Origin of the sequence: Phenylobacterium sp., assembly GCF_030680185.1 — a bacterium.
Taxonomy (GTDB): Bacteria; Pseudomonadota; Alphaproteobacteria; order Caulobacterales; family Caulobacteraceae; genus Phenylobacterium.
The window spans coordinates 1-23,852 of record NZ_JAUXVZ010000057.1 but is presented as its reverse complement, the minus strand read 5'-3'; the positions used below and the strand labels follow the sequence as shown (position 1 = coordinate 23,852).

The following is a 23,852-nucleotide window of genomic DNA, read 5'->3' as shown; positions in this document are numbered from 1 at the left end:
CTTCAGGCGGCCGGCAGCAACACAGCCAGGTCATCAGCGTGGATGACAGGGCCGGACGTATAGCCCAGCACGCCCTCGATGGCGTCGGAGCGCAGGCCGCAGATGCGCTCGGCCTCGGCGGCGTCATAGCGGGCCAGGCCCCGGCCGATCTCCGGCCCATCCTCCAGGCGGATGCTGACGGCGTCGCCCTTTCCGAAGCGTCCTTCGATCCTGCGAACGCCCGCGGCCAGCAGGCTCTTGCCCGCCTGCAGGGCGCGGGCGGCGCCTGCGTCCACCAGAATGGCGCCCGACGGGGACAGCGATCCGGCGATCCAGGCCTTGTAGGCCGCGCCCGGGGTCACCGCCGGGGCGATGATCGTGGCCTTGGCGCCATCCTCCACCGCCCCCAGCGGGGCCGGGCGGGCGCCCAGGGTGATCAGGGTCGCGCAGCCGGCCGACTGGGCGATGCGCGCCGCCGCCAGCTTGGTGGCCATGCCGCCCGTGCCGACGCCCGCGCCCGCATTGGCGCCGCCGGCCATGGCCTCGATCTCCGGGGTCAGCTGGGACAGGCGCGGAATATGGGTGGCGGCGGGGTCGCGCCTGGGGTCGGCGGTATAGAGACCGTCGATGTCCGACAGCAGCACCAGGGCGTCGGCGCCGATCATCTGCGCCACTCGCGCGGCCAGGCGGTCGTTGTCGCCGTAGCGGATTTCCTCGGTCACCACGGTGTCGTTCTCATTGACCACCGGCACGACGCCCAGCTCGAGCAGGGTCTCGACGGTCGCCCGGGCGTTCAGCCAGCGACGGCGCACCTCGGTGTCGTCGCGGGTCAGCAGGATCTGGGCGGCGTTCAAGCCATGGGGCTCCAGGGCCTCTTCCCAGGCGCGCATCAGGGCCGACTGGCCAGCCGCCGCGGCGGCCTGCTTTTCCGGCAGGGTCAGGGCGCGGCGGGTCAGGCCCAGGCGTCGGCGCCCCAGCGCGATGGAGCCGGAGGAGACGATCAGGATCTGCTGACCTCGCGCCCGCAGCCGGGCGATATCGACCGCCAGGGCGTTCAGCCAGGCGCGGTCGGGCGTCCCGTCCTTGGCGACCAGCAGGGCCGAGCCGACCTTGACGACGATGCGACGGGCCTGGGCGAGTTCGTTCACGGCGCCCAGCCTTCGTCGGGCCCGGCGGTGGCGGCCTTCTCCTCCGCCCGGCGCTCGCGGACCTGGCCCCAGGCGGCGCGGAGCACTTCAGTCACGCCTTCGCCAGACACCCCGGAGATCAGGCGGGGCTCCAGGCCGGCGGCCTCGGCCAGCTCCGCGGCCTTGGCGAGGCGGGCCTCGTCATCCAGGGCGTCGACCTTGTTGAGGGCCAGGATCTCGCGCTTGTCCTCCAGCCCCTCGCCATAGGCGGCCAGCTCCTGGCGGATGGTGCGATAGGCCTCGCCGACATCGTCCTGGGTGGCGTCCACCAGATGGATGAGCACGGCGGTGCGCTCCACATGGCCCAGGAACCGGGTGCCGAGGCCCGCGCCCTCGGAGGCGCCCTCGATCAGGCCGGGAATATCGGCGATGACGAAGCGTTCGTTAGTCGAGAGGTCGACCACCCCGAGATTGGGGGCGAGCGTGGTGAACGGATAGTCGGCGATCTTCGGCTTGGCCGCCGAGACCGCCGCCAGGAAGGTGGACTTGCCGGCGTTGGGCAGGCCGACCAGGCCGACATCGGCGATCAGCTTGAGGCGCAGCCAGATCCAGCGCTCCTCGCCGTCCTGGCCGGGATTGGCGTGCCGCGGCGCCTGGTTGATCGGCCCCTTGAACCGGTCATTGCCCCAGCCGCCATTGCCGCCCTTGAGCAGCAGCAGGCGCTGGCCGGCATGGTCCATGTCGGCGATCAGGGTCTCCTTGTCCTCGTCCAGCACCTGGGTGCCGACGGGGACCTTGAGCACGACGTCGGCCCCGGCGTGGCCATGGCGGTTGCGGCCCATGCCGTGCTCGCCGGTCTCGGCCTTGAAATGCTGCTGGTAGCGGTAGTCGATCAGGGTGTTGAGGCCATCCACGGCCTCGATCCAGACATCGCCGCCGCGGCCGCCGTCGCCGCCGTCCGGGCCGCCGTACTCGATGTATTTTTCCCGCCGGAACGAGACCGCCCCGCCGCCGCCGTTGCCCGAGCGGATATAGATCTTGCACTGGTCGAGAAATTTCATCGGCGTTCCAAGTGGGCCCGTTCCGCCGGCGACAGCCGACGGAACGGGTCCGATATCATAGAGGGCGAAGGCCTAGGCGAGCCAGACCATCATGCGGGTGGCCGCGGTTTCGCCGCGGGCCAGGGAATGGCGGGGCAAGACCTCGCCGGTGTAGAGAAAGCCGGTCTTGCAGAGCACCTGGCCGGAGGCCGGGTTGTCGGCGAAGTGACCGGCCACCAGGTAGCGCCGCCGCCAGCCTTCGCCGGCCCAGACCAGGGCGCCGCTGGCCGCCTCGGTGGCCAGGCCCTGACCCCAGTAGGGTCGGCCCAGCCAGTAGCCCAGTTCAACCCGGCCATCATCGTCGGGATGGAAGCCGAGCATGCCCACCAGGCCCTCATCGTCATGGTCCAGGGCGAAGATGTGTTCCTTGGCCACGTCCCGGCGTTCGCAGGCCTGAAGAAAGGCCTCGGCGTCGGACAGGCCGTAAGGGTGGGGCATCCGCGTGGTCATCCGCGCCACCCCGGGATCGTTGGCCAATGCGGCGATGCGGGGCGCGTCTTCGAGCGTCGGCGCGCGCAGCCGCAGCCGGGCGGTTGAAATGACGGGTGGTCCGTCGGGAATGCTCATCTGATCCTCCCGGCCCCTCTGCGGAGGCCCTCGGAAAACGAAAACGGGGAGTCCGGCGGCCGGACTCCCCGTTTGGAGTTTTCCTGTCCGGTCCGCCTCGGGTGGTGAGAGGCGGAACCGGTCAAGGGAGGTTCCGCCTATTCGGCGTTCGCGCCCTCGGCCTGGACCACCGTCACATAGGTGCGGTCGTCGCGCTTGGTGATGAACTTCACCGCGCCGGTGTCGAGGGCGAAGAGCGTATGGTCGCGCCCCATGCCCACGCCCGCGCCCGGGTAATATTTGGTGCCGCGCTGGCGCACGATGATGTTGCCGGCGAGCACAGCTTCGCCGCCGAACTTCTTTACGCCGAGACGGCGGCCCGCGGAGTCGCGACCGTTGCGCGAAGAACCGCCAGATTTCTTGTGAGCCATGGTGCTCTCCTAAACCGTGGAACGCCTATTCGGCGTCCGATTCCTTCTTGGCGGCGGCCTTCTTCGGCGCAGCCTTCTTTTCGCCGGCTTCAGCCTTGGGAGCCGCAGCCTTCTTGGGGGCGGCCTTCTTGGCTTCAGCCTTGGGGGCGTCGGCCTCGGCTTCGACCGGGGCGGCCTCGGCCTTCTTCGGCGCAGCCTTGGCGGGCTTGTCTTCGACCTCGACGCGGGGCGCGAGGCCACGGGCGCGGGCGTTGAGGACCGCCTTGGTGGTCAGGTCGACTTCGCCGTCCCACTTGTCGGTCTTGCCGACGCCGGCGATCGAGGTCACGCGCAGCACGCTTTCGATCTGGCGATGGCCACGGGTCCGACGATAGCCCTGACGGCGGATCTTCTTGAAGATCTTCACCTTCTCACCCTTGCGGGTTTCGATCAGGGTGGCCGAAACGGTGGCGCCGTCCACGAGGGGCGCGCCCAAGGTCACGGTGTCGCCGTCGCCCAGCATCAGGACGTCGCCGAACGCGACATCAGCGCCCGGTTCGCCATCCAGCTTTTCAACCACAAGCAGATCGCCAGGTTGGACCCGGTACTGTTTGCCGCCGGTCTTGATCACCGCGTACATGGTTCGCGCCTTGGACTATATGCAAAAAGGATTACGCCCGCGATAGCCTGCGGGCGAGAGCCGCGGACTTATACAGACGCAGACTTGCGAGTCAACGCGGCCAACGGGGATTCTGCGGCCTCGTCCCGGGGGGCTTCGCGCACCTCCACGGTCAGGTGGCTGAGGCCGGCAAGGCCGGTGAGCTGGCTTCGGAAGGCGTGCGCCGAGCGACCCTGCGGATCGGCGACCACGGCGATGGCGGCATGGTGGCCAGGCCCCAGTCGCCACAGGTGCAGGTCGATCACGCGCGCGTCGAGGGCCTCAAGCCGGGTGCGGACCTCCGCGGTCAGCCGCGGGTCGGGCGTCATGTCGAGGAGCACGGAGCCGGCGCGTCGACCCAGGCTCCAGGCGAACCGCGCCACCAGCAGGGCGCCCAGCAGACCCGCCAGGGGGTCGGCCCACGTCCAGCCCAGGTGCTCGCCGGCCAGCAGCCCGCCAATGGCCAGTATCGACACGATCACGTCGGCGGCCAGGTGCAGGTGGGCGGCACGTAGATTGACGTCGTCGTCATCGCCGGGGGCCGGTTGTGCGTTCACCGGCCGCAGCAGCCACATGCAGACGAAATTGACGGCCAGCACCACGAGGGCGAGCTGAGTGGCCTCATGATAATGGGTCGCCGCGCCGCCGCCGAAGCGGGTCAGGCTCTCGCCAGCCAGCAGCAGGGCGGTGACGCCCAGGGCCACGGCGTTGGCGAAGGCGGCGAGATAGCCGATCTTGCCCGCGCCGAAGCTGAACCTGCGGTCGGCGGCGTAGCGCCGGGCCAGCAGATAGGCGAGGCCGGCCACGGCGAGGGCGGCCACATGGGCGGCCATATGGATGCCGCCGGCCACCAGGGCCATGGAGTTGAAGGCCAGACCGCCGACCAGCTGACCGACCAGGGTCAGCGCGCAGATGGCTGCGGCCGCCCAGACCCGACGCTCGTTGCGGGCATGGTCTGCGCCCAGATAGACCCGGTCGGCGCGGAAGCCGTCCAGGGGACTGGCGGCCGGCGCCGCTGGCCCGGCCGTCTTCTCAGAACTTGCTCTGTCATCCTGAGACACGGGCGGCCCCTTGGCGGCGGCGCCCTTGGCGGGCGGAGAAGCGTTAATCTATAACATAAGTTGGGCGGTCAAGGGCTGATGATGAGACACAACCTGCGGCTCGCCTGTTCCCTATGGCCTCGGCAGTGACTAAATGGCGGCCATGACCGACAAGACCCCCGTCACCGTCCTCACCGGCTATCTCGGCGCCGGCAAGACCACCCTGCTCAACCGGATCCTCAGCGAGGACCATGGCAAGCGATACGCTGTCATCGTCAACGAGTTCGGCGAGGTGGGCATCGACAACGAGCTGATCGTCGGCGCGGACGAAGAAGTCTTCGAGATGAACAACGGCTGTGTCTGCTGCACCGTGCGCGGCGACCTGATCCGGGTGCTCTCGGGCCTCATGAAGCGCAAGGGCAAGTTCGACGCGATCATCGTCGAGACCACGGGCCTGGCCGATCCGGGGCCGGTGGCCCAGACCTTCTTCGTGGACGACGACGTGCGGGCCAAGGCCCAGCTGGACTCGGTGACCACGGTGGTCGACGCCAAGCACCTGCCCCTGCGGCTGGTCGACAGTCCCGAGGCGGTGGAGCAGATCGCCTTCGCCGACCAGATCATCCTCAACAAGACCGACCTCGTCTCGGAAGCCGAACTTGCGGCGGTCGAGGCGCAGATCCGTCGGATCAACCCGCTCGCGCCGATCCACCGGGCGCAGCGCTCCAATGTGCCGCTGGAGGCGGTGCTCGGCCGGGGCGGCTTCGACCTTGAGCGCATCACCGGCCTGGATCCGGAATTCCTCAACCCGGCCCACGGCGAGCCTGGCCATGTGCACGACGACTCCTGCGACCATGATCATGATCACCATCATGGCCACGATCACCACGACCATGGCCATCATGACCATGCTGACCACGACCATGTGGCCGCCGCCGGCATCCGCGGCGTCTCGCTGACCCTGGACCGGCCCTTGAACGGAACCCGGGTCACCAACTGGCTGAACGAGCTGCTGCAGGAACAGGGACCCGACATCCTGCGGGCCAAGGGCATTCTGGACGTGTCCGGCGAGGATCGCCGGCTGGTCTTCCAGGCCGTTCACATGATCCTGGAGGGCGACTTCCAGCGTGACTGGCGGGCTGATGAGCCGCGCTTCAGCCGCATGGTGTTCATCGGCCGCAATCTGGACGAGGCCAAGCTCAAGGCCGGCTTCGAGGCCTGCGCAGCCTGACCGCCTCAGGGCGCTGCAGACATGAAAACGCCCGCCGGTGATCCGGCGGGCGTTCGCATATCGGATGATCCGTCAGCGGCGATCAGGCCGCTGCGAAGATCAGGACAGCTCTTCGTTGATCAGGGCGACCAGGAAGTAGCCGTCGGTCTGCAGCTGGTTCATCACCGACATGAACTCACCGTAGCGCACGGTGCGGTCGGCGCGGACATAGACGCGCTCTTCGGTGGGAACCGGCACAGCCAGTTCGGCGGCCAGATCGGAGGCCAGGGTCGCCAGGGTGGTCGGGCGCTCGCCGATGAACAGGGCGCCGCCTTCCTGCACGTTGATCAGGGTGGGCTCTTCCACCACGGTGCCGGGCGGCGGCGGGATGGCGGGCGGCAGGTCGAGCTTGATCGACACCGTCGCGGCCGGAATGGCCACCATGAAGATGATCAGGAGCACCAGCATCACGTCCACGAAGGGCGTGACGTTGATGTCGCTGTTCTGGCCGAGGTCGAACTTGGAGCCGCCCCCGCCACTCAGCTTCGCCGCCATATGCAATTCCTTCCCATAGGGCCGCGCATGCCCGCGGCCGTCCGTTTCGTCTCGACCATTCGCCTGTCGAAAGCCGATTGTAAAGTCTCCAGGGGTGAGGAATCCCGCGCCAGCGGTGCGATTGGCCCCCCAGGCGCCGCATCAGGCGTCGCATTCCGCCTGGAATCCTTGCAACACCCCCTGGGCAAGACCGGCGTTCGCCGTCTATTTCACCGCCATGTCCTATGTTTTCGACGCCTACGTCACCGCAGCCCTGTTCACCAAGTCCGGCCAGGGGGTCTTCGCCCTCGGGGATGGGAGCGTCCGATTCGACACCGGCGAGGTGATCGAGGCCCATGACGGGGCGGTGCTGTCGGCCTGTCTCCACCCGTCGGGCGACGGCGTGGTCACAGGCGGCGACGATGGCCGGGTCGTTTGGTCGCGGATCTCGGGGCCCGAGGAGATCGCCGCTGTCCCAGGGCGCTGGATCGACGCGGTGGCCGCCAGCGGCGAGTCCGGGCTGATCGCCTTTTCCGCGGGCAAGACGGTGCATGTCCGCGATGTCGCCGCGCCGGACTTCGCGCGCGCCTTCGAGCACGAAAAGTCCGCCTCGGGTCTCGCCTTCGACCCCAAGGGGCGGCGGCTGGCGGTGGCCACCTATGGCGGGGCCTGGCTGTGGTTCGCCCGCATCGCCGAGCAGAAGCCGACCATCCTGGCGTGGGCGGGCAGCCACATCGCCCTGGCCTGGAGCCCGGACGGCAAGTTCCTGATGTCGTCCATGCAGGAAAACCAGCTGCATGGCTGGCGGGTGGCCGACGAGAAGAACATGCGCATGGGCGGCTATCCGGCCAAGGTGAAGAGCCTGGTCTTCATGTCCAAGGGTCAGATGCTGGCCACGTCCGGGGCGCAGGGTGTGGTGATCTGGCCGTTCGGCGGTTCGGCCGGTCCGATGGGCAAGCAGGCGGCCGAGGTCGGCTTCGACGGCTCCACCCTGGTCGCCCGGGTCGCCGCGCAGCCTGGCGGCCAGCGGGTGGCTGCAGGCCTTGAGGACGGCCGGGTCTGGATCTGCGACCTCAACGGCCAGAAGATCGAGATGCTGAAGGCCGAAAAGGGCCCGCCGATCGCGGCCCTGGCCATCTCGGCCGACGGCAAGCGGGTGGCCTGGGGCGACGAGGACGGCGCGGCCGGCGTCGCCGAAGCGCCTTAGGCGACGAAAAAAAGGGACACGAAGAACTCGAAGGAAGGCGTAGGGCACAAAGGGTCAAGCCATCCGTCTTCGTGTCCTTTGCGTCTCTTCGTGTTCTTCGTGTCACCTCTTCTTTTTGCGCTGCGCGCCGGCGTTAGATGTCCTCGAACCCCTGCATTTCGCCCCAGACCTCGAAGGGGTCGCGGCGGGTGCGCAGGGTGTTGACGGCCGCGTCGGGATCGCGATAGCCGAGCGCCATGCCGGAGAAGATCATGTGGTCAGCGGGCAGGTTCAGGATGTCCGCCAGGGTCTGGGGATAGCGGGCCCAGTATTCCTGGGCGCAGGTGTCCAGCCCGCGCTCGACGGCCAGCAGCATGATGGTCTGCATCAGCATGCCGACATCGGACCACTGCGGCGGCCCGACCTTGCGATCCAGGCTGAAGAACAGACCCACAGGCGCGCCGAACAGTTCGCCGTTCTTGGCCAGCTGGGCCAGGCGGGCGGGCTTGTCCTCCCGCGGGATGCCGATCGTGGCGTAGAGATCCTCGCCGCACTGGAAGCGCCGGGTGCGCAGGGGCTCCCACAGGTGGGGGGGATAGACGTCATACTCCGGCGTCTCGCCGAACGGGTTCTCCCGCACCCGCGCCTTCAAGGTCTCCAGCGGCGCGCCGGTCAGGGCGTGAACCCGCCAGGGCTGGAGGTTGCCGCCCGACGGCGCGCGGGCGGCGGCCTCCAAGATCTCCCGGACCAGGGCGCCGGGGACGGGGTCAGGACGGAAGGCGCGGACCGAGATCCGCTGGGCCACGGCCTGGCTGACATTCATGGGCCGGTCTCCTGCACGCAATGGACGCTTGCCGCGCCGTCTTCCCATCGTTAGCAGCCCTGCCTAGGGTCAAGGCAAGGATGGCTGAACTTGAGCGAGACCGACACCAACCCCCCTGAGTCTGTGCCTGATGCTGGGCCCGAGCCAGCGGTCTCCGAGGAGTCCACGGCGCCTCGCCGCGGCCGGTTCGGCCGGATCGTACGGAGCCTGCTGGTCCTGGCGCTGATGATCGGCTTTGTCGGTCCGGTGCTGAGCGTGGCCGTCTACCGCTTCGTGCCGCCGCCGATCACGATCCTCATGGTGCAGCGGCTCTTTGAAGGCCAGGGTCTCAGCCGCAGCTGGCGGGGGCTCGACGACATATCTCCGCATCTGGTCCGCTCGGTCATCGCCGCGGAGGACGCCAATTTCTGCAGTCACCGCGGCTTCGATATCGAGGCGATCCGCAAGGCGCTGGCGCACAATGAATCCTCCGAGCGCGTGCGCGGCGGCTCGACCATCAGTCAGCAGACGGCCAAGAATGTCTTCCTGTGGCTCCACCGCTCCTATGTCCGCAAAGGGCTGGAGGCCTATTTCACCGTCCTGATCGAGGTGATGTGGGGCAAGCCGCGGATCATGGAGGTCTATCTGAACTCCATCGAGTTCGGGCCGGGGATCTACGGCGCCCAGGCGGCGGCCCGGGAAAACTTCGGCGTCGACGCCAAGGATCTCAGTCCGTTGCAGGCCGCCCGCCTGGCGGCCGTGCTGCCCAGTCCCCTGCGCTACAAGGCCGACACGCCGGGGCCTTACATCCGCCGCCGAACGGGCCGCATCCAGGCCGCGGCCGGGACGGTGCGGCGGGACAATCTCGACGCCTGCGTCCTGGGTTGACGAAAGAAGGTGGCGCCCCCAGACCTGTAGATTGGTAAAACAATCTGCCCCGTAGGAGGCCTTCATGCGCGTTGGTGTGCCCCGCGAGATCAAGCCCAACGAACATCGCGTGGGTCTGCCGCCCACGGCGGTGCGGGAATATGTGGCCCACGGCCATCAGGTGATCGTCGAGACCGGGGCCGGCGAGGGCGCCGGCTATGCCGACCAGGACTACGAGCGGGCCGGGGCCACAGTGGCGCCGGACGCCGCGGCGGTGTTCGCGCAAGCCCGGCTGATCGTGAAGGTCAAGGAGCCGCAGGCGGTCGAATGGGCCAGACTCACCCCCGACCATATCCTCTTCACCTATCTGCATCTGGCGCCGGACCCCGCCCAGACCGAGGGGCTGCTGGCCTCGGGCTGCGCGGCCATCGCCTATGAGACCGTGACCGATCGCGCCGGCGGACTGCCGCTCTTGGCGCCCATGTCGGAGGTGGCCGGCCGGATCGCGGTGTTTTCCGCCGGTGAGACCCTGCTCAAGCACAATGGCGGCATGGGGCTCCTGCTATCGGGGGTGCCCGGCGTGCGGCCGGCGCGGATCTGTGTCCTGGGCGGCGGCGTGGTGGGCATGAACGCTGCGCGCATGGCCGCTGGTCTCGGCGCCGAGGTGGTGGTGCTGGAGCGCTCCATCCCCCGGATGCGGGAACTGGACGACATGTTCCTGGGCCGCGTCCTGACCCGCTATTCCACTCTGGACGCGGTGGAGGAGGAGGTGCTGCGCGCCGATGTGGTGATCGGCGCCGTGCTGACCGCCGGAGCCGCGGCCCCCAAGCTGGTCCGGCGTGAGCATCTGGCGCGGATGAAGCCGGGCTCGGTGCTGGTGGACGTCTCCATCGACCAGGGCGGCTGCTTCGAAACCTCCCGGCCCACGACCCATGCCGATCCGACCTATGTGGTCGATGGCGTGGTCCACTATTGCGTGGCCAACATGCCCGGCGCCGCCCCGCGGACCTCGTCAGAGGCGCTGGTGCACGCCACCCTGCCATTCGGCCTGGCCCTGGCCGACCGGGGACTGGACGCGCTCAAGGACGACCCCCACCTGGCGCGGGGGCTTAATGTGCTGAAGGGCGAACTGACCCACCCGGCCGTGGCGCAGGCGCTGGGACGGACCTCGGTCGATCCTTACGGAGTCTGGAAGCGCTAAGCCGCGGCCCACTGATTGGGGTCGAGCGCCACGGGATCGTCCAGCGCCATGTCGTCCCAGTCCAGGTCCGGCGGCGGGCTAGAGGCGGCGGCGACGACGGCCGAAAGCTCGGCCGCCGAGGTGACGCCCACCAGCACGGTGGTGGCCTCGGGCCGCGACAGGGCGAAGCCCAGGGCCGCCTGCAACGGGTCGCTGCGGCCTTCGGCGATCAGCCGGCGAGCCCGCGAGATGCGGCTGGCGGCGGCCTTCAGATGATTGGGCGCCCGGTCCGGCGGCAGGAAGATCAGGCCGTTCAGGAAGATCGAGCGCAGCTGAACCTCGATGCCCATGGCGGCCAGGGTGGCCAGGGTCCCGTCGATCAGCAGCCGCTGGTCGAGCAGGCTGGCCGGCGCCTGGATCACGTCGGGGCGGAAACGACGGGCGAGGCCCACGGGATCGTCGGAGGCGAAGACCGCCACGCCGATCCGGCGGCAGACGCCAGCGTCACGGAGTTGCTGCAGGCGGGTCCACAGCGCCATGCCGTGGGGACCGAACAGCTCTGAGGCCGAGGGCACCAGGACGCAGTCGGCCTGGGCCACGCCGAGCCGGCGCATGGAGGCGCGCACCTCGGCCTCGACCATGTCAGGGCCGCGATCGGCGCGGATGGTGGTCACGGACACGCGGAACGGAATGGGCTTGGGCAGGGCCTCGCCGATCAGGGTCTCGCCCTGCGCCGAGCGTCCCGCCACATCGAACAGGGACAGGCCCGCCCGATGAGCCACGGAGAGAATGTCCTGCACTTCGGCCCGGGCCGGGCGCCCGCGAACGGTGGCCTGGTCCAGAACGAATTGGCCGGAGCCGAGGCCGAGCTTTGCGAGCGGAGAGGTCATGGGCGGGCGGACGCTCTAAGAACTACACTTGTCGAGGGTCATGCTTATCTGTGAGGCCTAAAGAACCCGTATCTGGAACCTTTCACGGGAGTTAATCTGGCCCATGACCGAACCGCTTCCGCAATGGCCCATCTTCGGCCTGGACGAGGACGTCCGTCCCGCCCTTCGCCAGGCCGCGGCCACCGGCGCGCCCCTGGTCATGGCCACCCTGACGGCGCTTGGCGGCGGCGGTCCCCGGCCTGTGGGAACCCAGATGGTGTTCGGGAAGGGCGTAGTTTCAGGTTATTTTTCAGGAGGTTGTGTCGAATCCGACGTGGCCGCCCACGCCCAGGCCTGCCTGGAGGACGGCGCGCCCCGCACCCTGGTCTACGGGGAGGGGAGCCCCTGGCCGGACATCCAGCTCCTGTGCGGCGCACGGATCGAGATCTTCCTGGAGAAGGTGGCGAGCGACGATCCCGCCCTGGCCAATCTTTTTGCCGCCCAGAATGAGCGTAAACCCTGCGTCTGGCTGAGCGATGGCCGCCGCCGGGTCTGCGTGGCGCCTGAGGCGGCTCAAGGGTGGGAGGGCGCCATCCGCCGGGACTATGCGCCGGTCCCTCGGCTGGTGGTGGTCGGCTCCGATCCCACGGCCCTGGCCATCGCCGCCCTTGGCGGCCAGTCGGGGTTCGAGACCACGCTGGTGCGGCCCAAGGGGCCGGCCGAGCCGCCGCCCCTGGCCCAGGTGGCCTATCGACGGGATGAGCCCGGCGAGGCCCTGGCCGCCATCGGCCTCGATCCCTGGACGGCGGTGGCCATCGCCACCCATGATCTCGCCACCGATCAGGCCGCCCTGCGCGCCGCCCTGCCGTCCCAGGCGGCCTATGTGGGTCTGCTGGGCGCCCGCGCGCGGTTGGCTGAGCGGCTGGCCCGCCTGCGTGAGGCCGGGCTCAGCGAGGCGGACCTTTCGCGGCTGCACGCCCCCATCGGCCTGGATATCGGCGGCAAGGCTCCCTGGGAGGTGGCGCTGTCGGTGATCGGAGAGATCGTCGCCCTGCGCTATGCGCGGGCCAATGGCAGCACCTCGACCAGCCCGCCGGCCTCGACCGCGGGCGCGCCCGGCGGGCGCCGCAGCAAGGCGTCGGCGACGGCGAACACGGTGACCAGCGAGGAGTCCTGATCCCCATAGGGCTGGACGCTGATCGCGCCGTCCTGATGGGCGAGCTTCGCCCGCATCCAGTGCTCCCGCGGTCCGTTGGCCGCCAGCGGCGTCGCCGCGCGTGCGGTGATCGTGGCGAACGGCTTCGGATCGCCCTGATAGGCCGCCAGGATCGGGCGCAGGAAGAGCTCGGCGCAGACAAAGGCCGAGGCCGGATTGCCCGGCAGGCCCAACATCCGGCGGCCGTCGGCCAGGACGCCGAAGAAGGTCGGCTTGCCCGGCCGCACCGCGACGCTGGCCACCTTCATCGACAGGCCCAGGGCCTCGCCCGCAGCCCGCACCAGGTCGTGGTCGCCCACCGAAGCCCCGCCCACCGTGACGATCAGGTCGGCCTCGGCGTCCCGCAAGGCGGCGATGACGGCGTCCAGATCATCGCGGACAGGCTTGAGCTTTTGCGCCTCCGCCCCCCAGGCGCGGGCCATGGCCAGCAGGGCTGGCGCGCCGGAATCATAAATCTGGAACGACCCAGGTGCGCCGGGCGCCTCGATGATCTCCTCGCCGGTGGAGATGATCGCCACCTTGGGCGAGCGATGGACCGACACCTCGGCGCGGCCGGCCGAGGCGGCCAGCGACAGACGCCAGGGATCGATGCGCTGGCCGGCGCGCAGCAGGGCCTGGCCTGACTTGAAGTCGCCGCCCCGGGGGCGCAGGTGCTGGCCCGCCCGGGTCCCGGGCGTCGTCACCGTCTCGCCGTCGCGCTGGGCGTCTTCCTGGATGACGATGGCGTCGGCGCCGGCCGGCACAGCCGCGCCGGTGAAGATGCGCACGGTCTCGCCTGCGCCCAGGGCGCCGGCAAAGCCGTGGCCCGCGGCGCTCTCGCCTATGATGCGCAAGGTCCCAGGCGTGTCGCCGCTGCGGACCGCCCAGCCGTCCATGGCCGAGGCGTCGAAGGGCGGCTGGTCGCGGATCGCGGCGACATCCTCGCCCAGCACCCGGCCGATCGCCGCGCGCAAGGGCACGGTCTCGCTCGGAAGCGGCGCGATCTCGGCCAACATGCGAGCCCGGGCGTCCTCGACGGCCAGCAGCTTCATGGGGCCGACCAGTCGCCGGAGGCGCCGCCGGACTTGGCGGTCAGGCGCACAGCCTCGATGACCATGCCCTTTTCGGCGGCCTTCAGCATGTCATAGACGGTGAGGCAGGCGACCGAGACCGCGGTCAGGGCCTCCATCTCGACGCCGGTCTGGCCGGTGGTGCGCACCCGCGCGGTGACCGACAGGCCGCCCTCGCCCGGCGCCACGCGGACCTCGACCTTGGACAGGGCCAGAGGATGGCACAGCGGGATCAGCTCGCTGGTGCGCTTGGCGGCCATGATGCCGGCGATCTCGGCTGTGGCCCGGACATCGCCCTTCTTGGCGTCGCCGGAGAGGGCGAGCGCCAGGGTCTCTGGCGTCATGCGGACAAAGCCTTCGGCCACGGCTTCCCGGGCGGTGACCGCCTTGTCCGAGACATCGACCATATGGGCGCGGCCGGTCTCGTCGATGTGGGTGAGGCCGCTCACCGCTCCATCAGCCTGGGCATGAGCTCGACCATGTTGCAGGGGCCGTGCCGGCTGTCGAGCTGGGCTGAGATCACCTTGTCCCAGCCGTCCTTCACCGCGCCGTTGGAGCCGGGCAGGCAGAAGACGAAGACCCCGCCGATGATGCCGGCGGTGGCGCGGCTCTGCAGGGTGGACAGGCCCACCGACTGGTAGCTGACCATGTGGAAGACCACGGAGAAGCCGTCCAGGGTCTTGTCGAACAGGGGCTGCAGGGCTTCGGGCGTCACGTCGCGGCCGGTGATGCCGGTGCCGCCGGTGGTGACCACGGCGTCCACCTCGCCCGAGGCGACCCAGGCCTGGACCTGGCCGCGGATGGCCTCGACGTCGTCGCGGACGATGGTGCGGCCGGCCAGAACATGGCCGGCGCCGGTGACCCGGTCGGCGAGGATCTGGCCGGACGTGTCGGTCTCTTCATCCCGGGTGTCGGAGACCGACAGGACGGCGATACGGACCGGGACCAGGGTCTTGGCTTCATCGATCTTGCCCCCGGGGGCGAAGGCGGGCGCGTTCATGATCGGCTCCTTGGGGTCAGGTGTCTGGCGACGTTCTAGCCGGGGCGGGGCGCCCCGTCATGCCCAGCGGGCGATATCCTCGTGGTCCTGCGCCCGGGGTTCGATCCAGCGGGCGCCGTCGGGGCCATGCTCCTTCTTCCAGAAGGGGGCGCGGCTTTTCAGATAGTCCATCAGATAGTCGCACGCCTCGAACGCCGCTCGGCGGTGGGCCGCGGCCGTGGCCACGAAGACGATAGGCTCGCCCGGCGCGATCTGGCCGATGCGGTGGACGATCATCAGGTCGTGAAGTTCGAACCGCGTCTTGGCCGTCTCGGCGATGGCGCCAATCTGCGTCTCGGTGAAGCCGGGATAGGCCTCCAGCTCCAGGATCCTGGTCTCGCCGCCCTCGGCGCGGGCCAGGCCCGTGAAGCTCGCCACCGCGCCGGTCTCGGCCCGCCCGCGGCAGAAGCCCGACAGCAGGGGGCCGGGATCGAAGCCCTGGTCGGTGAGGCTGATCATCAGCCGCTAGCCCCCGCTCATGGGCGGCAGGAAGGCGACTTCGGAGCGGGCCGACAGGGGCGCGTCATCGCGCGCCAGCACCTGGTCCAGCGCCACCTGGACACCCGGCGCGGCCAGGGCCTCGCCCAGGGCGGCGTCGTCGGCGGCCAACAGGGCGCGGAGATCGGAGAGGCGGGCGGGCGCCGGCTCCAGGGTCTTTTCCCGCCAGCCGGCGATGTCGCTCAGGCGACCAAACAGCAGGACCCGGGTCACGGCCTCAGCCTCCGGTGGTTGACATGTGGCGGGCGAGCGCCGGGGCGGCGGACCGCTCGATCCGGAAGTCGTGGCCCTTGGGCTTGCCGTCCACCGCCAGGCGGATGGCGTCCACCAGGGCGGCGTCATCGGCGCCGGCGCGCAGGACGGCCCGCAGGTCGCTGGCGTCCTCCTGCCCTAAGCAGGTGTGCAGGGTGCCGGTGCAGGTCAGGCGCACCCGGTTGCAGCCCTCGCAGAAGTTGTGGGTCATCGGCGTGATGAAGCCCAGCCGTCCGCCGGTCTCGGCCACCCGGACATAGCGGGCGGGGCCGCCGGTGGAGAGGGGAATGTCCTCCAGGGTCCAGAAGCTCTCCAGCTCCTGACGCACCTTGGCCAGCGACAAGAACTGGTCGGTGCGGTCTTCCTCGATCTCGCCCAGCGGCATGGTCTCGATCAGGGTGGCGTCGAGGCCCTCGCCGTGCGCCCAGGCGATCAGGTCGGGCAGTTCCGCAGCGTTGTCCTGCGCCAGGGCCACGGCGTTGATCTTGACGGCGATGCCCGCGTCTTGCGCGGCCTTGATGCCGGCCAGCACCTTGGTCACGTCGCCGCCGCGGGTCAGGCGGCGGAACAGGTCGGGCTTGCGGGTGTCGATGGAGACGTTGATCCGCCGCACGCCGGCGGCCGCCAGGGGCTCGGCGAACTCCGCCAGGCGGGTGCCGTTGGTGGTCAGGGTCAGCTCATCCAGCGCCCCGGACTTCAGATGCCGCGACAGGCCCTCGATCAAGTTCATCACGCCCTTGCGCACCAGGGGCTCGCCGCCGGTGATCCGCAGCTTGCGCACGCCGAGCGCGATGAAGGCGCTGCTGACCCGGTCCAGTTCCTCAAGCGTCAGCAGGTCCTTCTTGGGCAGGAAGACCATGTGCTCGGCCATGCAGTAGACGCAGCGCAGGTCACACCGATCGGTGACCGAGACCCGCAAATAGGTCACCGTCCGGCCAAAGCCGTCGATCAGGGGCGCCGCCGTGGCGGCTGGCGCTTGCGAAGATGGGGCGTCGTAAGGCGTCATGGCGTTTGACCAACATAGGTGAGGGCAGGCGATGGCGACAGGGGTGGAGCGCAATCAGGCGGCCTGGAGCGCCATTGTCCTGGCGGCTGGCGCCGGTCGCCGGTTCGGCGGCCGCAAACTGCTGGCGCCGTTCGAGGACGGGGTTCTGCTCGACGGCGCGTTGAAGGCGGCGTTCGCCAGCCCGGCTTCGACGATCATCCTGGTGACGGGATCGGAGGCCGCAGACGTGGCGACGGCCGCAAGGGCCTTCGCCGAACGTCAGGGCCAAGGGGGGCGTCTGCAGATCGTCCACGCCGCCGACCACGCCGAGGGCATGGGCGCCTCCCTTCGCGCCGGGGCGGCCCTGCTGCCGGCGGACAGCGCCGGCGCCTTCGTTTTTCTGGGGGACATGCCGAGGATACCCACGGCTGTCCTACCGCGCCTGGTCGAGGCGGTGGAAACCGGCGCCGCGGCGGCGGCCCCGGTCTGCGGCGGCCGCCGGGGTCATCCGGTGCTGTTCGGGGCAGGACTCTTCGCCCCCCTCCGCCAGGCCTCAGGCGACGAGGGCGCCCGCGCCGCGCTGGCGGGCCTGGGGCCGCGCCTGGCGCTTATCGAGACCGACGACGCGGGCGTGCTGTTCGACGTCGATCAGCCAGGGGACCTGGCTGGCTAGGCCTGCGCCCTCACAAACGGCTGCGCCGTGATCGCGTCGCCGGTCAGGGCCAGCAGGGCGTTGGCCACGGCCGGGCCGATCACAGGCGTGCCGGGTTCGCCGACGCCGGTGGGGTGGGCGCCGGCAGGCTGGGCGACGATGTAGGTCTCGACCTTGGGGGCTTCGCTGTGGCGCAGGACCCGGTAGGTGTCGAAGTTGGTCTGGTCGACCCGGCCCTCGGTCAGGGTCACCTCGCCATAGAGGGCGGCGGACAGGCCATAGCAGGTCCCGCCCTCCATCTGGGCGGCGATTTGGTCGGGCGAGATGGCCGTGCCGCAGTCGATGGCGGTGACCACGCGGCCGACCTTGGGCTCGCCATTCTCCATCCTCACCTCGGCCACCTGGGCGACGACCGAGCCGAAGCATTCGTGCACCGCCACGCCGCGGGTCCAGCCTTCGGACGCAGGCGTCGCCCAGCCGGACTTCTCTGCCGCCAGGTCGAGGACGGCCAGATGCCGCTTGGCGTCGGCCTTCCGATAGAGGGCGCGGCGGTAGTCGACGGGATCCTGGCCGGCCCTGCGGGCCAGCTGGTCGATGGTGTGCTCCATGACATAGGCGGTGTGGGTCGCACCCACCGAACGCCACCACAGCACCGGCACGCCGATATCCGGCGTCAGCAACTGGGCGTCCACGTGGGGCGTGGCCGCAAGGTAGGGCGAGCCCTTGGCGCCTTCGACCGCGCTTTCGTCAACGCCGCCGCCGCGCATGGGGGCGCCCTTCATGATCGACTGGGTGACGATGCGATGGGTCCAGGCGGCCGGATAGCCCTCGGCGTCGGTGGTCACCCGCACCCGGTGGTGGACCAGGGGGCGGAAATAGCCCGCCGCCATGTCGTCTTCGCGGGTCCAGACCAGCTTCACCGGCCGGTTCTTGCCGACCTTCTTGGCGATCTCGACGCATTCGACCACGAAGTCGGACTGGAAGTTGGCCCGCCGGCCGAATGAGCCGCCGGCCGGCAGGGTCTCGATCTCCACCGAGCCGGGCAGGTTGAGCACGACCTTGGCGACATTGAGCTGGTCCAGGGTCGGCCCCTGGGAGGCGAAGGTGAGCCTGGCCTTGTTGCCCGACACCTGGGCCACGCAGTTCATGGGCTCCATGGTGGCATGGGCGAGATAGGGGAAGTCGTAGCCGATCTCGAGGGCGTCGCCCGTCTGGCTGGCGGCGTCGCCCTGGCTCTCGAAGGCCTGCCATTCCTCGCCTTCGGCCAGATCGGCCGAGCCGCTGGCCAGGCCCTGGAAGCGCACGAGGATGTCGGTCGAGCTGCGGGTCTCGGCCTTGTCCTCATTCCAGGTGACGGTCAGCGCGTCGCGGCCCTGCTTGGCGGCCCAGGTGTTGCTGGCCACCACGGCGACGCCGGTGGGGATTTCATAGACCTCGACCACGCCGGGCACGGCCTTGGCCGCCGCCGCATCAAAGCTCGCCACCTTGGCGCCGAACCGGGGCGGGTGGGCGACCATGGCCACCAGCAGGTCGTCGGCCTGGACGTCCATGGTGAAACGGGTCTGGCCGGTGCTCTTGGCCAGGCTGTCCTTGCGCCGCACCCGGTCGGTTCCGATCAGGGTGAAGCGGGCGGGATCCTTCAGCGTCGGTTCGGCCGGCGGGGTGAGCCTGGCCGCATCGGGCAGCAGCTCGCGGAAGTCAGTGGTGCGGCCAGAGGCGGCGTGGCTGACCACCCCGTTCTCCACGGTGATCTCGCCTTCGGCCACATCCCAGCGGGCGGCGGCGGCCTGGACGAACATGGCGCGGGCGGCGGCGCCGGCCTTGCGCAGCTGATCCCAGGAATTGTTGATCGCCGAGGAGCCGCCGGTGAGCTGCGCGCCCATGGCGCCGTTGGCGTAGAGCCTGGCGTTGGCCGGGGCGTGCTCCCAGCCGACCCGGGCCCAGTCGGCGTCCAGCTCCTCGGCGACGATGGCGGCGAGGCCGGCATGGTTGCCCTGGCCAAACTCGATGTGCTTGCAGACCACGCTGACCGCCCCGTCCGGCGCGATCTTCACAAAGGGTCCGAAGGCGCCGACCTCGTTCTCGGCGCCGAGCGCCATCAGGTTGGTCGGCGAGCATCCCACCAGCAGGGCGCCGCCCGCGGCGGTGGCCGTGACGATCACGTCGCGGCGGGAAGGGCCGGCCTGGGCGCGGCGACGGTCAAAGGGTGCGTTCATGGCTGTCCCCGCCGGTTCAGGCTTGAGTCTGGCTGTCGGTGGTCTGGCCAGGGGCTGGCTGGCCGGCCGCGTCCTTGATCGCCGCATGGATGCGCTGATAGGCGCCGCAGCGACAGATATTGCCGCTCATGGCCGCATCGATCTCGTCGTCGGTGGGCTGGGGCGACTGTTCCAGCAGGGCCACGGCCGACATGATCTGGCCCGACTGGCAGTAGCCGCACTGGGGCACGTCCAGCCTGACCCAGGCCTCCTGCAGCCGGTGACGGCCCTCAAGGCCCTCGATTGTGGTGATCTTGGCGCCGGTCACGGCGGCGATGGGTGTCAGGCACGATCGGATGGGGGCGCCGTCGGCCAGAACCGTGCAGGCGCCGCACTGGGCGATCCCACATCCATATTTGGTTCCGGTCAGGCCCAGTTCATCTCGCAGCACCCACAACAGGGGCGTATCGTCGGCCGCCTGTACAGAAAGCGGCTTTCCATTCACGTCCAGCGTCGCGGCCATGGCTTTCCCCTGATCGAGCGTCCAGCTTCACCTTGAACATAGGCCCGCAGGTTCGGAAGCGTAAGTGTCGCCGAACGGACTTGAGGCCTGTGACCTTTGCGCCCTTTGCGCCCTGTCATCGGCCTGAAGCTCGCCTATGTTGACCTGCGCCATGCGGCCGACCACCCGGAGACCAGATGATCCGTCCCGCCCTTCCCGTCCTGGCCAGCCTCGCCTTCGCCGCGGGCCTCATGGGTGCCAGCCCGTCCTTCGCCGCTGACGGCGCGCAGCTGTTCAACCTGCAGTGCAAGACCTGCCACGGGGCCAAGAGCACGCCGATGGGGCCGACCCTCGCAGGCGTGGCCGGCGCCGACATCGCCGGGCGCGACGACTACGCCTATTCGGCGGGCCTCAAGGCCAAGAGCGGAACCTGGACCGACGCGGCTCTGGACGCCTATCTGGCGAAGCCGATGGCCTTCGCGCCTGGCACGCGCATGATGGTCGCCGTCCCCAACGCCGAGAACCGCGCGGCCATCGTGACCTATCTGAAGACGCTCAAATGATTTCCCCCGTCCGTCTCGTCCTGAGCGTGGCCTTGCTGGGCCTCAGCCTTGCGGCCTGCTCCACCGTCGGCCCGCCTGCCGCGGCGCCGGGCTTTTCGGGCGGCCGGGTCAGCATCAGTCCCGAAGACGCCACGGACGCGCCCATGACCTATGCGTGCCAGGGCGGCAAACGCTTCGTGGCCGCCTACGCCCTGTCGGGCGAGCATGTGGTGGTCCAGGCCGGCGGCCGGTCCTATCGGCTGCCCCACACGCCTTCGGCCTCTGGCGCGCGCTTCTCCGGCGGCGGCGTCGATCTCTTCACCAAGGGCGTGGAGGCGAGCCTGGACGGGGCGGCCGGGGCGCCCTATCGGGCCTGCAAAACAGGCTGACAAGGAGCTGCACGCTTGGACGCCTTCCCCGCCTACTTCCCCCTGGCCGGCGCCAAGATCGTCGTGGCCGGCTCAGGCGAGGGCGCCGAGGCCAAGGCCCGGCTGTTCGATGGTTCGCCAGCGCGACTGGTGCGGGTGGAGGGGCCTGAGGCCTTTCTCGCCGGAACCTATGCCGGGGCGAGCCTTGTTTTCGTGGCCAGTTCCGATGATCTCTTCGTGCAGGCCGCAGCAACCGCCGCCCGGGCCGCCCACGTCCCGGTCAATGTGGTCGACCGACCAGGCCTCTGCGACTTCACCACGCCGGCGGTGATCGACCGCGGCGAGGTGGTGGCCGCCGTAGGCACCGGCGGCGCCTCGCCCATGCTGGCGACGCTGCTGCGCAACACCATCGAGGCCCGCATCCCCGAGGGCACCGGCCGGATCGCCGCCCTGTTCCGCAAGATGCAGGACGAGGTGCGCGAGGCCCTGCCCGACCTGCCGCGCCGACGCACCTTCCTCCGCAAGGCGCTTGAGGGGCCGGCGGCCGATGCGGCCCTGGCCGGAAACATGGAGGCCGCCGAGGCGCTGCTGCGCCAAGCCCTGAGCGAGGACGGACCCCAGGCCGGGCGGCTGCAGTTCGTGGCCGGCCGTGGCCCCGCCGACCTGCTGACCCTGCGCGCCAGCCGCGTCCTGGCCGCCGCAGATGTGCTGGTGGTTCCCCCCGACGTCGACCGCGAGGTCCTGGGCCTGGCCCGGCGGGACGCCGAGCGGCTGGAGCCTGACGAAGCGACGCCCGAGCGGCTGATCGCCCTGGTGGGCGAGGGGCTGAAGGTCGCCTGCCTGATCACCGCGGCGCCCGACCCTGACGCCCTCCGCGCCTTTGCGGAGTCCGGCCTTGAGGTCGAGGTCCTGCTGGCTGCGCCCCAGGGCTGAGGCCCCGCACGGGCTCAGTCCAGCGGCTTTCCCTTGGTCTCGGGCAGGAACAGGCAGACCACGACGCTGATGGCGGTAAAGATCACCGGATACCAGAGCCCGGAATAGATGTTGCCCGTCGCCGTCACGATGGCGAAGGCGCTGAACGGCACGAAGCCCCCGACCCAACCGGTGCCGATATGGTAGGGCAGGGACATGGCCGTGTAGCGGATGCGGGTGGGGAACAGCTCCACCAGGGCCGCGGCCATGGGCCCATAGAGCGCCGTGGCCGCCACCACGAAGATCATCAGGATGCCGAACACGGCGGCCAAGTTGGTCCGCGCGGGATCGGCCACGGCCGGATAGCCGTTGTCGGCCAGGGCCTGGCGGATCTGACTGTCGACCTGCGCGCGCACCGTCTTCAGGCCCGCAGCATCCAGGCGGGAGCCGTCCGCCGAGACCACCACGGTCTGGCCGATCCGCACCTCGGCGCCCGCGCCGGGCGGGGCGGCGAGGTTCTCATAGGAGACACCGGCATTGGCCAGGCTGGTCTTGGCGATGTCGCAGGCCGAGGTGAACTGGGCCCGGCCGATGGGATCGAACTGCAGAGCGCAGTCGGCGGGGTCGGCGAACACCACCACGGGGGTCGCGGCCTGAGCCTCGGCGAGCGCCGGATTGGCCGCCAGGGTGAGCGCCTTGAAGCCGGGGAAGAAGGCCAGCAGGGCCAGCGTCATGCCAAACCACATGACCCATTTGCGACCCACCCGGTCCGACAGCCAGGCGAACATCACATAGAGCGGCGCGCTGGCCAGGGTGGCGCAGATCATCAGGGTGTTCACCGTCGCCGGCTCCACCTTGAGGAACCGCTCCAGGAAGATCTGCACGTAGAAGAAGGTGGTGTACCAGACCGCGCCCTGGGCGCTCATGAAGGCGAACAGCACCAGGAGAACGATCTTCAGGTTGGGCCACTGGCCGAAGGCCTCGGCGAAGGGCGCCTTGGTCTGTTCGCCGGCCGCCTTCAGGCGGGCGAAGCTGGGGCTCTCGGCTAGCTTCAGGCGCATGAAGATCGACACCGCCAGCAGGCCGGCCGACAACAGGAAGGGCACCCGCCAGCCCCAGTCGGCGAAGGCCTCTTCCCCCAGGATGCGGCGGGTCACGAGGATGACGCCTAGGGCGCCGATGAGGCCGAAGGCGGCCGAGGCCTGGATCCAGCTGGTGTGCTCGCCGCGGCGGCGGGCGGGCGCATGCTCGGCCACATAGATGGCGGCGCCGCCATATTCGCCGCCCAGCGCCAGGCCCTGGAGGATGCGCAGCACGATCAGCAGCGCCGGCCCCACCAGGCCAGCCTGCGCATAGGTGGGCAGAAAGCCGATGGCCAGGGTGGCGCCGCCCATCAGGGTGACCGTCACCAGGAAGGCGGCCTTGCGCCCGACCCGGTCGCCCATCCGCCCGAAGATCAGCGCGCCTAAGGGGCGGAAGGCGAAGCCGGCGCCGAACAGGGCGAGCGCCGCCACCAGGCCGGCGGTCTCGTTCAGGCCGGCGAAGAAGTTGCGGGAGATGATCGAGGCCAGCGCCCCGAAGATGAAGAAGTCGTACCACTCGAAGGCCGTGCCGGCCGAAGAGGCCACGACCACGGTGCGCATGGACGGGGCCCCGTCGGCCTCGCCCTCGGATGCCGTCTTGTCGCTCATGGTCGTCACGCTCCCCAGCCCGATCCTCGGCCAAGCTGTAACACCGGTCTGTCAGGGCGCGGAAGCCGTCTGGCGCCGACGCTTCCACACAAGCGAGCGCCTGTTCACAAGGCCCAGACGCCCGAGCTGGGCGTGCGCCGCCCAAGCCTGGCGATCTATCTGCCGAGGGCGCGAAGCCCGGTCGCCTGCCCCTCGGCCGGCCAGACCGCTGAACGCAAAGGGCAATTCCCACTGCGCAGCCGGAATTGCCTGAAACCCACACCGGCGTTGTCGCAAAAAGTCGCAAAAGGCTGATTGACAGGTCCCGGGGTGGCGACTAGATACGCCGCTCCTCGCCGGGGCCGGAAGGTTGGCGGGGCTGGCGGAAGCCGGTTTGGTCTTTGACATTGTTGAATTGGAAAGAGAAACGCAGGCGGCGGTGTTCTGGCGATGGTTCTTCGGAACTG

26 protein-coding genes and 1 pseudogene are annotated in these 23,852 nt (G+C 69.8%); 9 read left to right on the top strand and 18 right to left on the bottom strand.

What is annotated here, in order from left to right; translation table 11 throughout:
- Positions 1–2 precede the first annotated feature (2 nt).
- The 6 genes from proB to Q8L83_RS16470 all read right to left on the bottom strand — a co-directional run bounded on the left by proB (position 3) and on the right by Q8L83_RS16470 (position 4,881).
- A complete protein-coding gene (proB, locus tag Q8L83_RS16495; RefSeq protein ID WP_370868408.1) occupies positions 3–1,136 on the bottom strand; it encodes a glutamate 5-kinase in 1,134 nt (377 codons plus the stop codon).
- On the bottom strand, positions 1,124–2,167 hold the full coding sequence (gene obgE, locus Q8L83_RS16490; protein ID WP_305288893.1) for a GTPase ObgE: 1,044 nt from the start codon (positions 2,165–2,167) through the stop codon (positions 1,124–1,126). The genes proB and obgE overlap by 13 nt, the downstream gene beginning before the upstream one ends.
- 72 nt (positions 2,168–2,239) lie before the next feature.
- The gene (locus tag Q8L83_RS16485) at positions 2,240–2,773 is read right to left on the bottom strand and encodes a GNAT family N-acetyltransferase (protein ID WP_305288891.1); all 534 of its coding nucleotides are present in this window, start codon (positions 2,771–2,773) and stop codon (positions 2,240–2,242) included.
- A gap of 137 nt (positions 2,774–2,910) precedes the next feature.
- Positions 2,911–3,183 (bottom strand): 50S ribosomal protein L27, encoded by a 273-nt coding sequence (gene rpmA / locus Q8L83_RS16480; protein WP_300579258.1) that lies wholly within the window; start codon positions 3,181–3,183, stop codon positions 2,911–2,913.
- 25 nt (positions 3,184–3,208) lie between these two features.
- Positions 3,209–3,802, bottom strand: a complete 594-nt coding sequence (rplU, locus tag Q8L83_RS16475; RefSeq protein WP_305288889.1) for a 50S ribosomal protein L21 — start codon at positions 3,800–3,802, stop codon at positions 3,209–3,211.
- Between the two features lie 68 nt (positions 3,803–3,870).
- Complete coding sequence (locus Q8L83_RS16470; RefSeq protein WP_305288887.1) at positions 3,871–4,881, bottom strand: cation diffusion facilitator family transporter; 1,011 nt, start codon at positions 4,879–4,881, stop codon at positions 3,871–3,873.
- A 133-nt stretch (positions 4,882–5,014) separates the two neighbouring features.
- Here Q8L83_RS16470 and Q8L83_RS16465 point away from each other — a divergent pair, with 133 nt between their 5' ends.
- Positions 5,015–6,088, top strand: a complete 1,074-nt coding sequence (locus tag Q8L83_RS16465; RefSeq protein WP_370868407.1) for a GTP-binding protein — start codon at positions 5,015–5,017, stop codon at positions 6,086–6,088.
- A gap of 99 nt (positions 6,089–6,187) precedes the next feature.
- Here the strand turns inward: Q8L83_RS16465 and Q8L83_RS16460 are convergent, their stop codons facing one another.
- Positions 6,188–6,622 carry a biopolymer transporter ExbD gene (locus Q8L83_RS16460; protein ID WP_305288883.1) on the bottom strand — a complete coding sequence of 145 codons (435 nt, stop codon included), beginning with the start codon at positions 6,620–6,622 and terminating at the stop codon, positions 6,188–6,190.
- 217 nt (positions 6,623–6,839) lie between these two features.
- On the opposite strand from Q8L83_RS16460, the gene Q8L83_RS16455 reads away from it, so the two are divergent.
- Positions 6,840–7,808 carry a WD40 repeat domain-containing protein gene (locus Q8L83_RS16455; RefSeq protein WP_305288929.1) on the top strand — a complete coding sequence of 323 codons (969 nt, stop codon included), beginning with the start codon at positions 6,840–6,842 and terminating at the stop codon, positions 7,806–7,808.
- A 133-nt stretch (positions 7,809–7,941) separates the two neighbouring features.
- Here Q8L83_RS16455 and Q8L83_RS16450 read toward each other — a convergent pair whose 3' ends face one another.
- Entirely contained in the window at positions 7,942–8,610 is a 669-nt protein-coding gene (locus Q8L83_RS16450) for a nitroreductase (protein ID WP_305288882.1), read from the bottom strand.
- Between the two features lie 195 nt (positions 8,611–8,805).
- Between Q8L83_RS16450 and mtgA the strand changes: the two genes are divergently transcribed.
- Positions 8,806–9,477: a monofunctional biosynthetic peptidoglycan transglycosylase gene (mtgA, locus tag Q8L83_RS16445; protein ID WP_305288927.1), complete on the top strand. Its 672-nt coding sequence runs from the start codon at positions 8,806–8,808 to the stop codon at positions 9,475–9,477.
- 64 nt (positions 9,478–9,541) lie between these two features.
- Positions 9,542–10,657 carry an alanine dehydrogenase gene (ald, locus tag Q8L83_RS16440; protein ID WP_305288880.1) on the top strand — a complete coding sequence of 372 codons (1,116 nt, stop codon included), beginning with the start codon at positions 9,542–9,544 and terminating at the stop codon, positions 10,655–10,657.
- Here the strand turns inward: ald and Q8L83_RS16435 are convergent.
- Entirely contained in the window at positions 10,654–11,526 is an 873-nt protein-coding gene (locus Q8L83_RS16435; protein ID WP_305288878.1) for a bifunctional regulator KidO, read from the bottom strand. The genes ald and Q8L83_RS16435 overlap by 4 nt on opposite strands.
- Before the next feature lie 103 nt (positions 11,527–11,629).
- Here Q8L83_RS16435 and Q8L83_RS16430 point away from each other — a divergent pair.
- Positions 11,630–12,490: pseudogene (locus Q8L83_RS16430) on the top strand (XdhC family protein); the annotation flags it as partial.
- A 71-nt stretch (positions 12,491–12,561) separates the two neighbouring features.
- Here Q8L83_RS16430 and glp read toward each other — a convergent pair.
- The 6 genes from glp to moaA are packed head-to-tail and all read right to left on the bottom strand — an operon-like array spanning position 12,562 to position 16,565.
- On the bottom strand, positions 12,562–13,752 hold the full coding sequence (gene glp / locus Q8L83_RS16425; protein WP_305288876.1) for a gephyrin-like molybdotransferase Glp: 1,191 nt from the start codon (positions 13,750–13,752) through the stop codon (positions 12,562–12,564).
- The gene (gene moaC, locus Q8L83_RS16420) at positions 13,749–14,219 is read right to left on the bottom strand and encodes a cyclic pyranopterin monophosphate synthase MoaC (protein ID WP_305288874.1); all 471 of its coding nucleotides are present in this window, start codon (positions 14,217–14,219) and stop codon (positions 13,749–13,751) included. Before moaC ends, glp begins: the two co-directional genes overlap by 4 nt.
- Positions 14,216–14,770 (bottom strand): molybdenum cofactor biosynthesis protein B, encoded by a 555-nt coding sequence (gene moaB, locus Q8L83_RS16415; protein ID WP_305288872.1) that lies wholly within the window; start codon positions 14,768–14,770, stop codon positions 14,216–14,218. Before moaB ends, moaC begins: the two co-directional genes overlap by 4 nt.
- 57 nt (positions 14,771–14,827) lie before the next feature.
- The gene (locus Q8L83_RS16410) at positions 14,828–15,271 is read right to left on the bottom strand and encodes a molybdenum cofactor biosynthesis protein MoaE (protein WP_305288925.1); all 444 of its coding nucleotides are present in this window, start codon (positions 15,269–15,271) and stop codon (positions 14,828–14,830) included.
- Positions 15,272–15,274: 3 nt separating this feature from the next.
- Positions 15,275–15,520 (bottom strand): MoaD/ThiS family protein, encoded by a 246-nt coding sequence (locus Q8L83_RS16405; protein WP_305288871.1) that lies wholly within the window; start codon positions 15,518–15,520, stop codon positions 15,275–15,277.
- Positions 15,521–15,524: 4 nt separating this feature from the next.
- On the bottom strand, positions 15,525–16,565 hold the full coding sequence (gene moaA / locus Q8L83_RS16400) for a GTP 3',8-cyclase MoaA (protein ID WP_305288869.1): 1,041 nt from the start codon (positions 16,563–16,565) through the stop codon (positions 15,525–15,527).
- 31 nt (positions 16,566–16,596) lie between these two features.
- Between moaA and Q8L83_RS16395 the strand changes: the two genes are divergently transcribed.
- Positions 16,597–17,217, top strand: a complete 621-nt coding sequence (locus Q8L83_RS16395) for a nucleotidyltransferase family protein (protein WP_305288867.1) — start codon at positions 16,597–16,599, stop codon at positions 17,215–17,217.
- Here the strand turns inward: Q8L83_RS16395 and Q8L83_RS16390 are convergent.
- Together Q8L83_RS16390 and Q8L83_RS16385 are read right to left on the bottom strand one after the other, a co-directional pair.
- On the bottom strand, positions 17,214–19,412 hold the full coding sequence (locus Q8L83_RS16390; protein ID WP_305288865.1) for a xanthine dehydrogenase family protein molybdopterin-binding subunit: 2,199 nt from the start codon (positions 19,410–19,412) through the stop codon (positions 17,214–17,216). The genes Q8L83_RS16395 and Q8L83_RS16390 overlap by 4 nt on opposite strands.
- Positions 19,413–19,428: 16 nt before the next feature.
- Positions 19,429–19,914: a (2Fe-2S)-binding protein gene (locus Q8L83_RS16385; protein ID WP_305288863.1), complete on the bottom strand. Its 486-nt coding sequence runs from the start codon at positions 19,912–19,914 to the stop codon at positions 19,429–19,431.
- A gap of 176 nt (positions 19,915–20,090) precedes the next feature.
- On the opposite strand from Q8L83_RS16385, the gene Q8L83_RS16380 reads away from it, so the two are divergent.
- From Q8L83_RS16380 to Q8L83_RS16370, 3 genes are read left to right on the top strand one after another with little or no spacing between them, the layout of a single operon-like run.
- Positions 20,091–20,456: a cytochrome c family protein gene (locus tag Q8L83_RS16380; RefSeq protein WP_305288861.1), complete on the top strand. Its 366-nt coding sequence runs from the start codon at positions 20,091–20,093 to the stop codon at positions 20,454–20,456.
- Positions 20,453–20,824, top strand: a complete 372-nt coding sequence (locus Q8L83_RS16375) for an MliC family protein (RefSeq protein ID WP_305288860.1) — start codon at positions 20,453–20,455, stop codon at positions 20,822–20,824. The genes Q8L83_RS16380 and Q8L83_RS16375 overlap by 4 nt, the downstream gene beginning before the upstream one ends.
- 15 nt (positions 20,825–20,839) lie before the next feature.
- Entirely contained in the window at positions 20,840–21,736 is an 897-nt protein-coding gene (locus tag Q8L83_RS16370; RefSeq protein ID WP_305288858.1) for an NAD(P)-dependent oxidoreductase, read from the top strand.
- A 14-nt stretch (positions 21,737–21,750) separates the two neighbouring features.
- On the opposite strand, the gene Q8L83_RS16365 is transcribed toward Q8L83_RS16370, so the two are convergent.
- Positions 21,751–23,406, bottom strand: a complete 1,656-nt coding sequence (locus tag Q8L83_RS16365) for an MFS transporter (protein ID WP_305288856.1) — start codon at positions 23,404–23,406, stop codon at positions 21,751–21,753.
- Positions 23,407–23,852: the final 446 nt, after the last annotated feature.

Coding starts and splice junctions, on each gene's coding strand:
- Q8L83_RS16365 (WP_305288856.1), bottom strand. CDS start 23,406: ATGAGCGACAAGACGGCATCCGAGGGCGAGGCCGACGGGGCCCCGTCC.
- Q8L83_RS16375 (WP_305288860.1), top strand. CDS start 20,453: ATGATTTCCCCCGTCCGTCTCGTCCTGAGCGTGGCCTTGCTGGGCCTC.
- Q8L83_RS16465 (WP_370868407.1), top strand. CDS start 5,015: ATGGCGGCCATGACCGACAAGACCCCCGTCACCGTCCTCACCGGCTAT.
- Q8L83_RS16385 (WP_305288863.1), bottom strand. CDS start 19,914: ATGGCCGCGACGCTGGACGTGAATGGAAAGCCGCTTTCTGTACAGGCG.
- glp (WP_305288876.1), bottom strand. CDS start 13,752: ATGAAGCTGCTGGCCGTCGAGGACGCCCGGGCTCGCATGTTGGCCGAG.
- Q8L83_RS16380 (WP_305288861.1), top strand. CDS start 20,091: ATGATCCGTCCCGCCCTTCCCGTCCTGGCCAGCCTCGCCTTCGCCGCG.
- Q8L83_RS16460 (WP_305288883.1), bottom strand. CDS start 6,622: ATGGCGGCGAAGCTGAGTGGCGGGGGCGGCTCCAAGTTCGACCTCGGC.
- rplU (WP_305288889.1), bottom strand. CDS start 3,802: ATGTACGCGGTGATCAAGACCGGCGGCAAACAGTACCGGGTCCAACCT.
- Q8L83_RS16395 (WP_305288867.1), top strand. CDS start 16,597: ATGGCGACAGGGGTGGAGCGCAATCAGGCGGCCTGGAGCGCCATTGTC.
- Q8L83_RS16390 (WP_305288865.1), bottom strand. CDS start 19,412: ATGAACGCACCCTTTGACCGTCGCCGCGCCCAGGCCGGCCCTTCCCGC.
- moaA (WP_305288869.1), bottom strand. CDS start 16,565: ATGACGCCTTACGACGCCCCATCTTCGCAAGCGCCAGCCGCCACGGCG.
- obgE (WP_305288893.1), bottom strand. CDS start 2,167: ATGAAATTTCTCGACCAGTGCAAGATCTATATCCGCTCGGGCAACGGC.
- moaB (WP_305288872.1), bottom strand. CDS start 14,770: ATGAACGCGCCCGCCTTCGCCCCCGGGGGCAAGATCGATGAAGCCAAG.
- Q8L83_RS16485 (WP_305288891.1), bottom strand. CDS start 2,773: ATGAGCATTCCCGACGGACCACCCGTCATTTCAACCGCCCGGCTGCGG.
- Q8L83_RS16455 (WP_305288929.1), top strand. CDS start 6,840: ATGTCCTATGTTTTCGACGCCTACGTCACCGCAGCCCTGTTCACCAAG.
- rpmA (WP_300579258.1), bottom strand. CDS start 3,183: ATGGCTCACAAGAAATCTGGCGGTTCTTCGCGCAACGGTCGCGACTCC.
- ald (WP_305288880.1), top strand. CDS start 9,542: ATGCGCGTTGGTGTGCCCCGCGAGATCAAGCCCAACGAACATCGCGTG.
- Q8L83_RS16450 (WP_305288882.1), bottom strand. CDS start 8,610: ATGAATGTCAGCCAGGCCGTGGCCCAGCGGATCTCGGTCCGCGCCTTC.
- Q8L83_RS16435 (WP_305288878.1), bottom strand. CDS start 11,526: ATGACCTCTCCGCTCGCAAAGCTCGGCCTCGGCTCCGGCCAATTCGTT.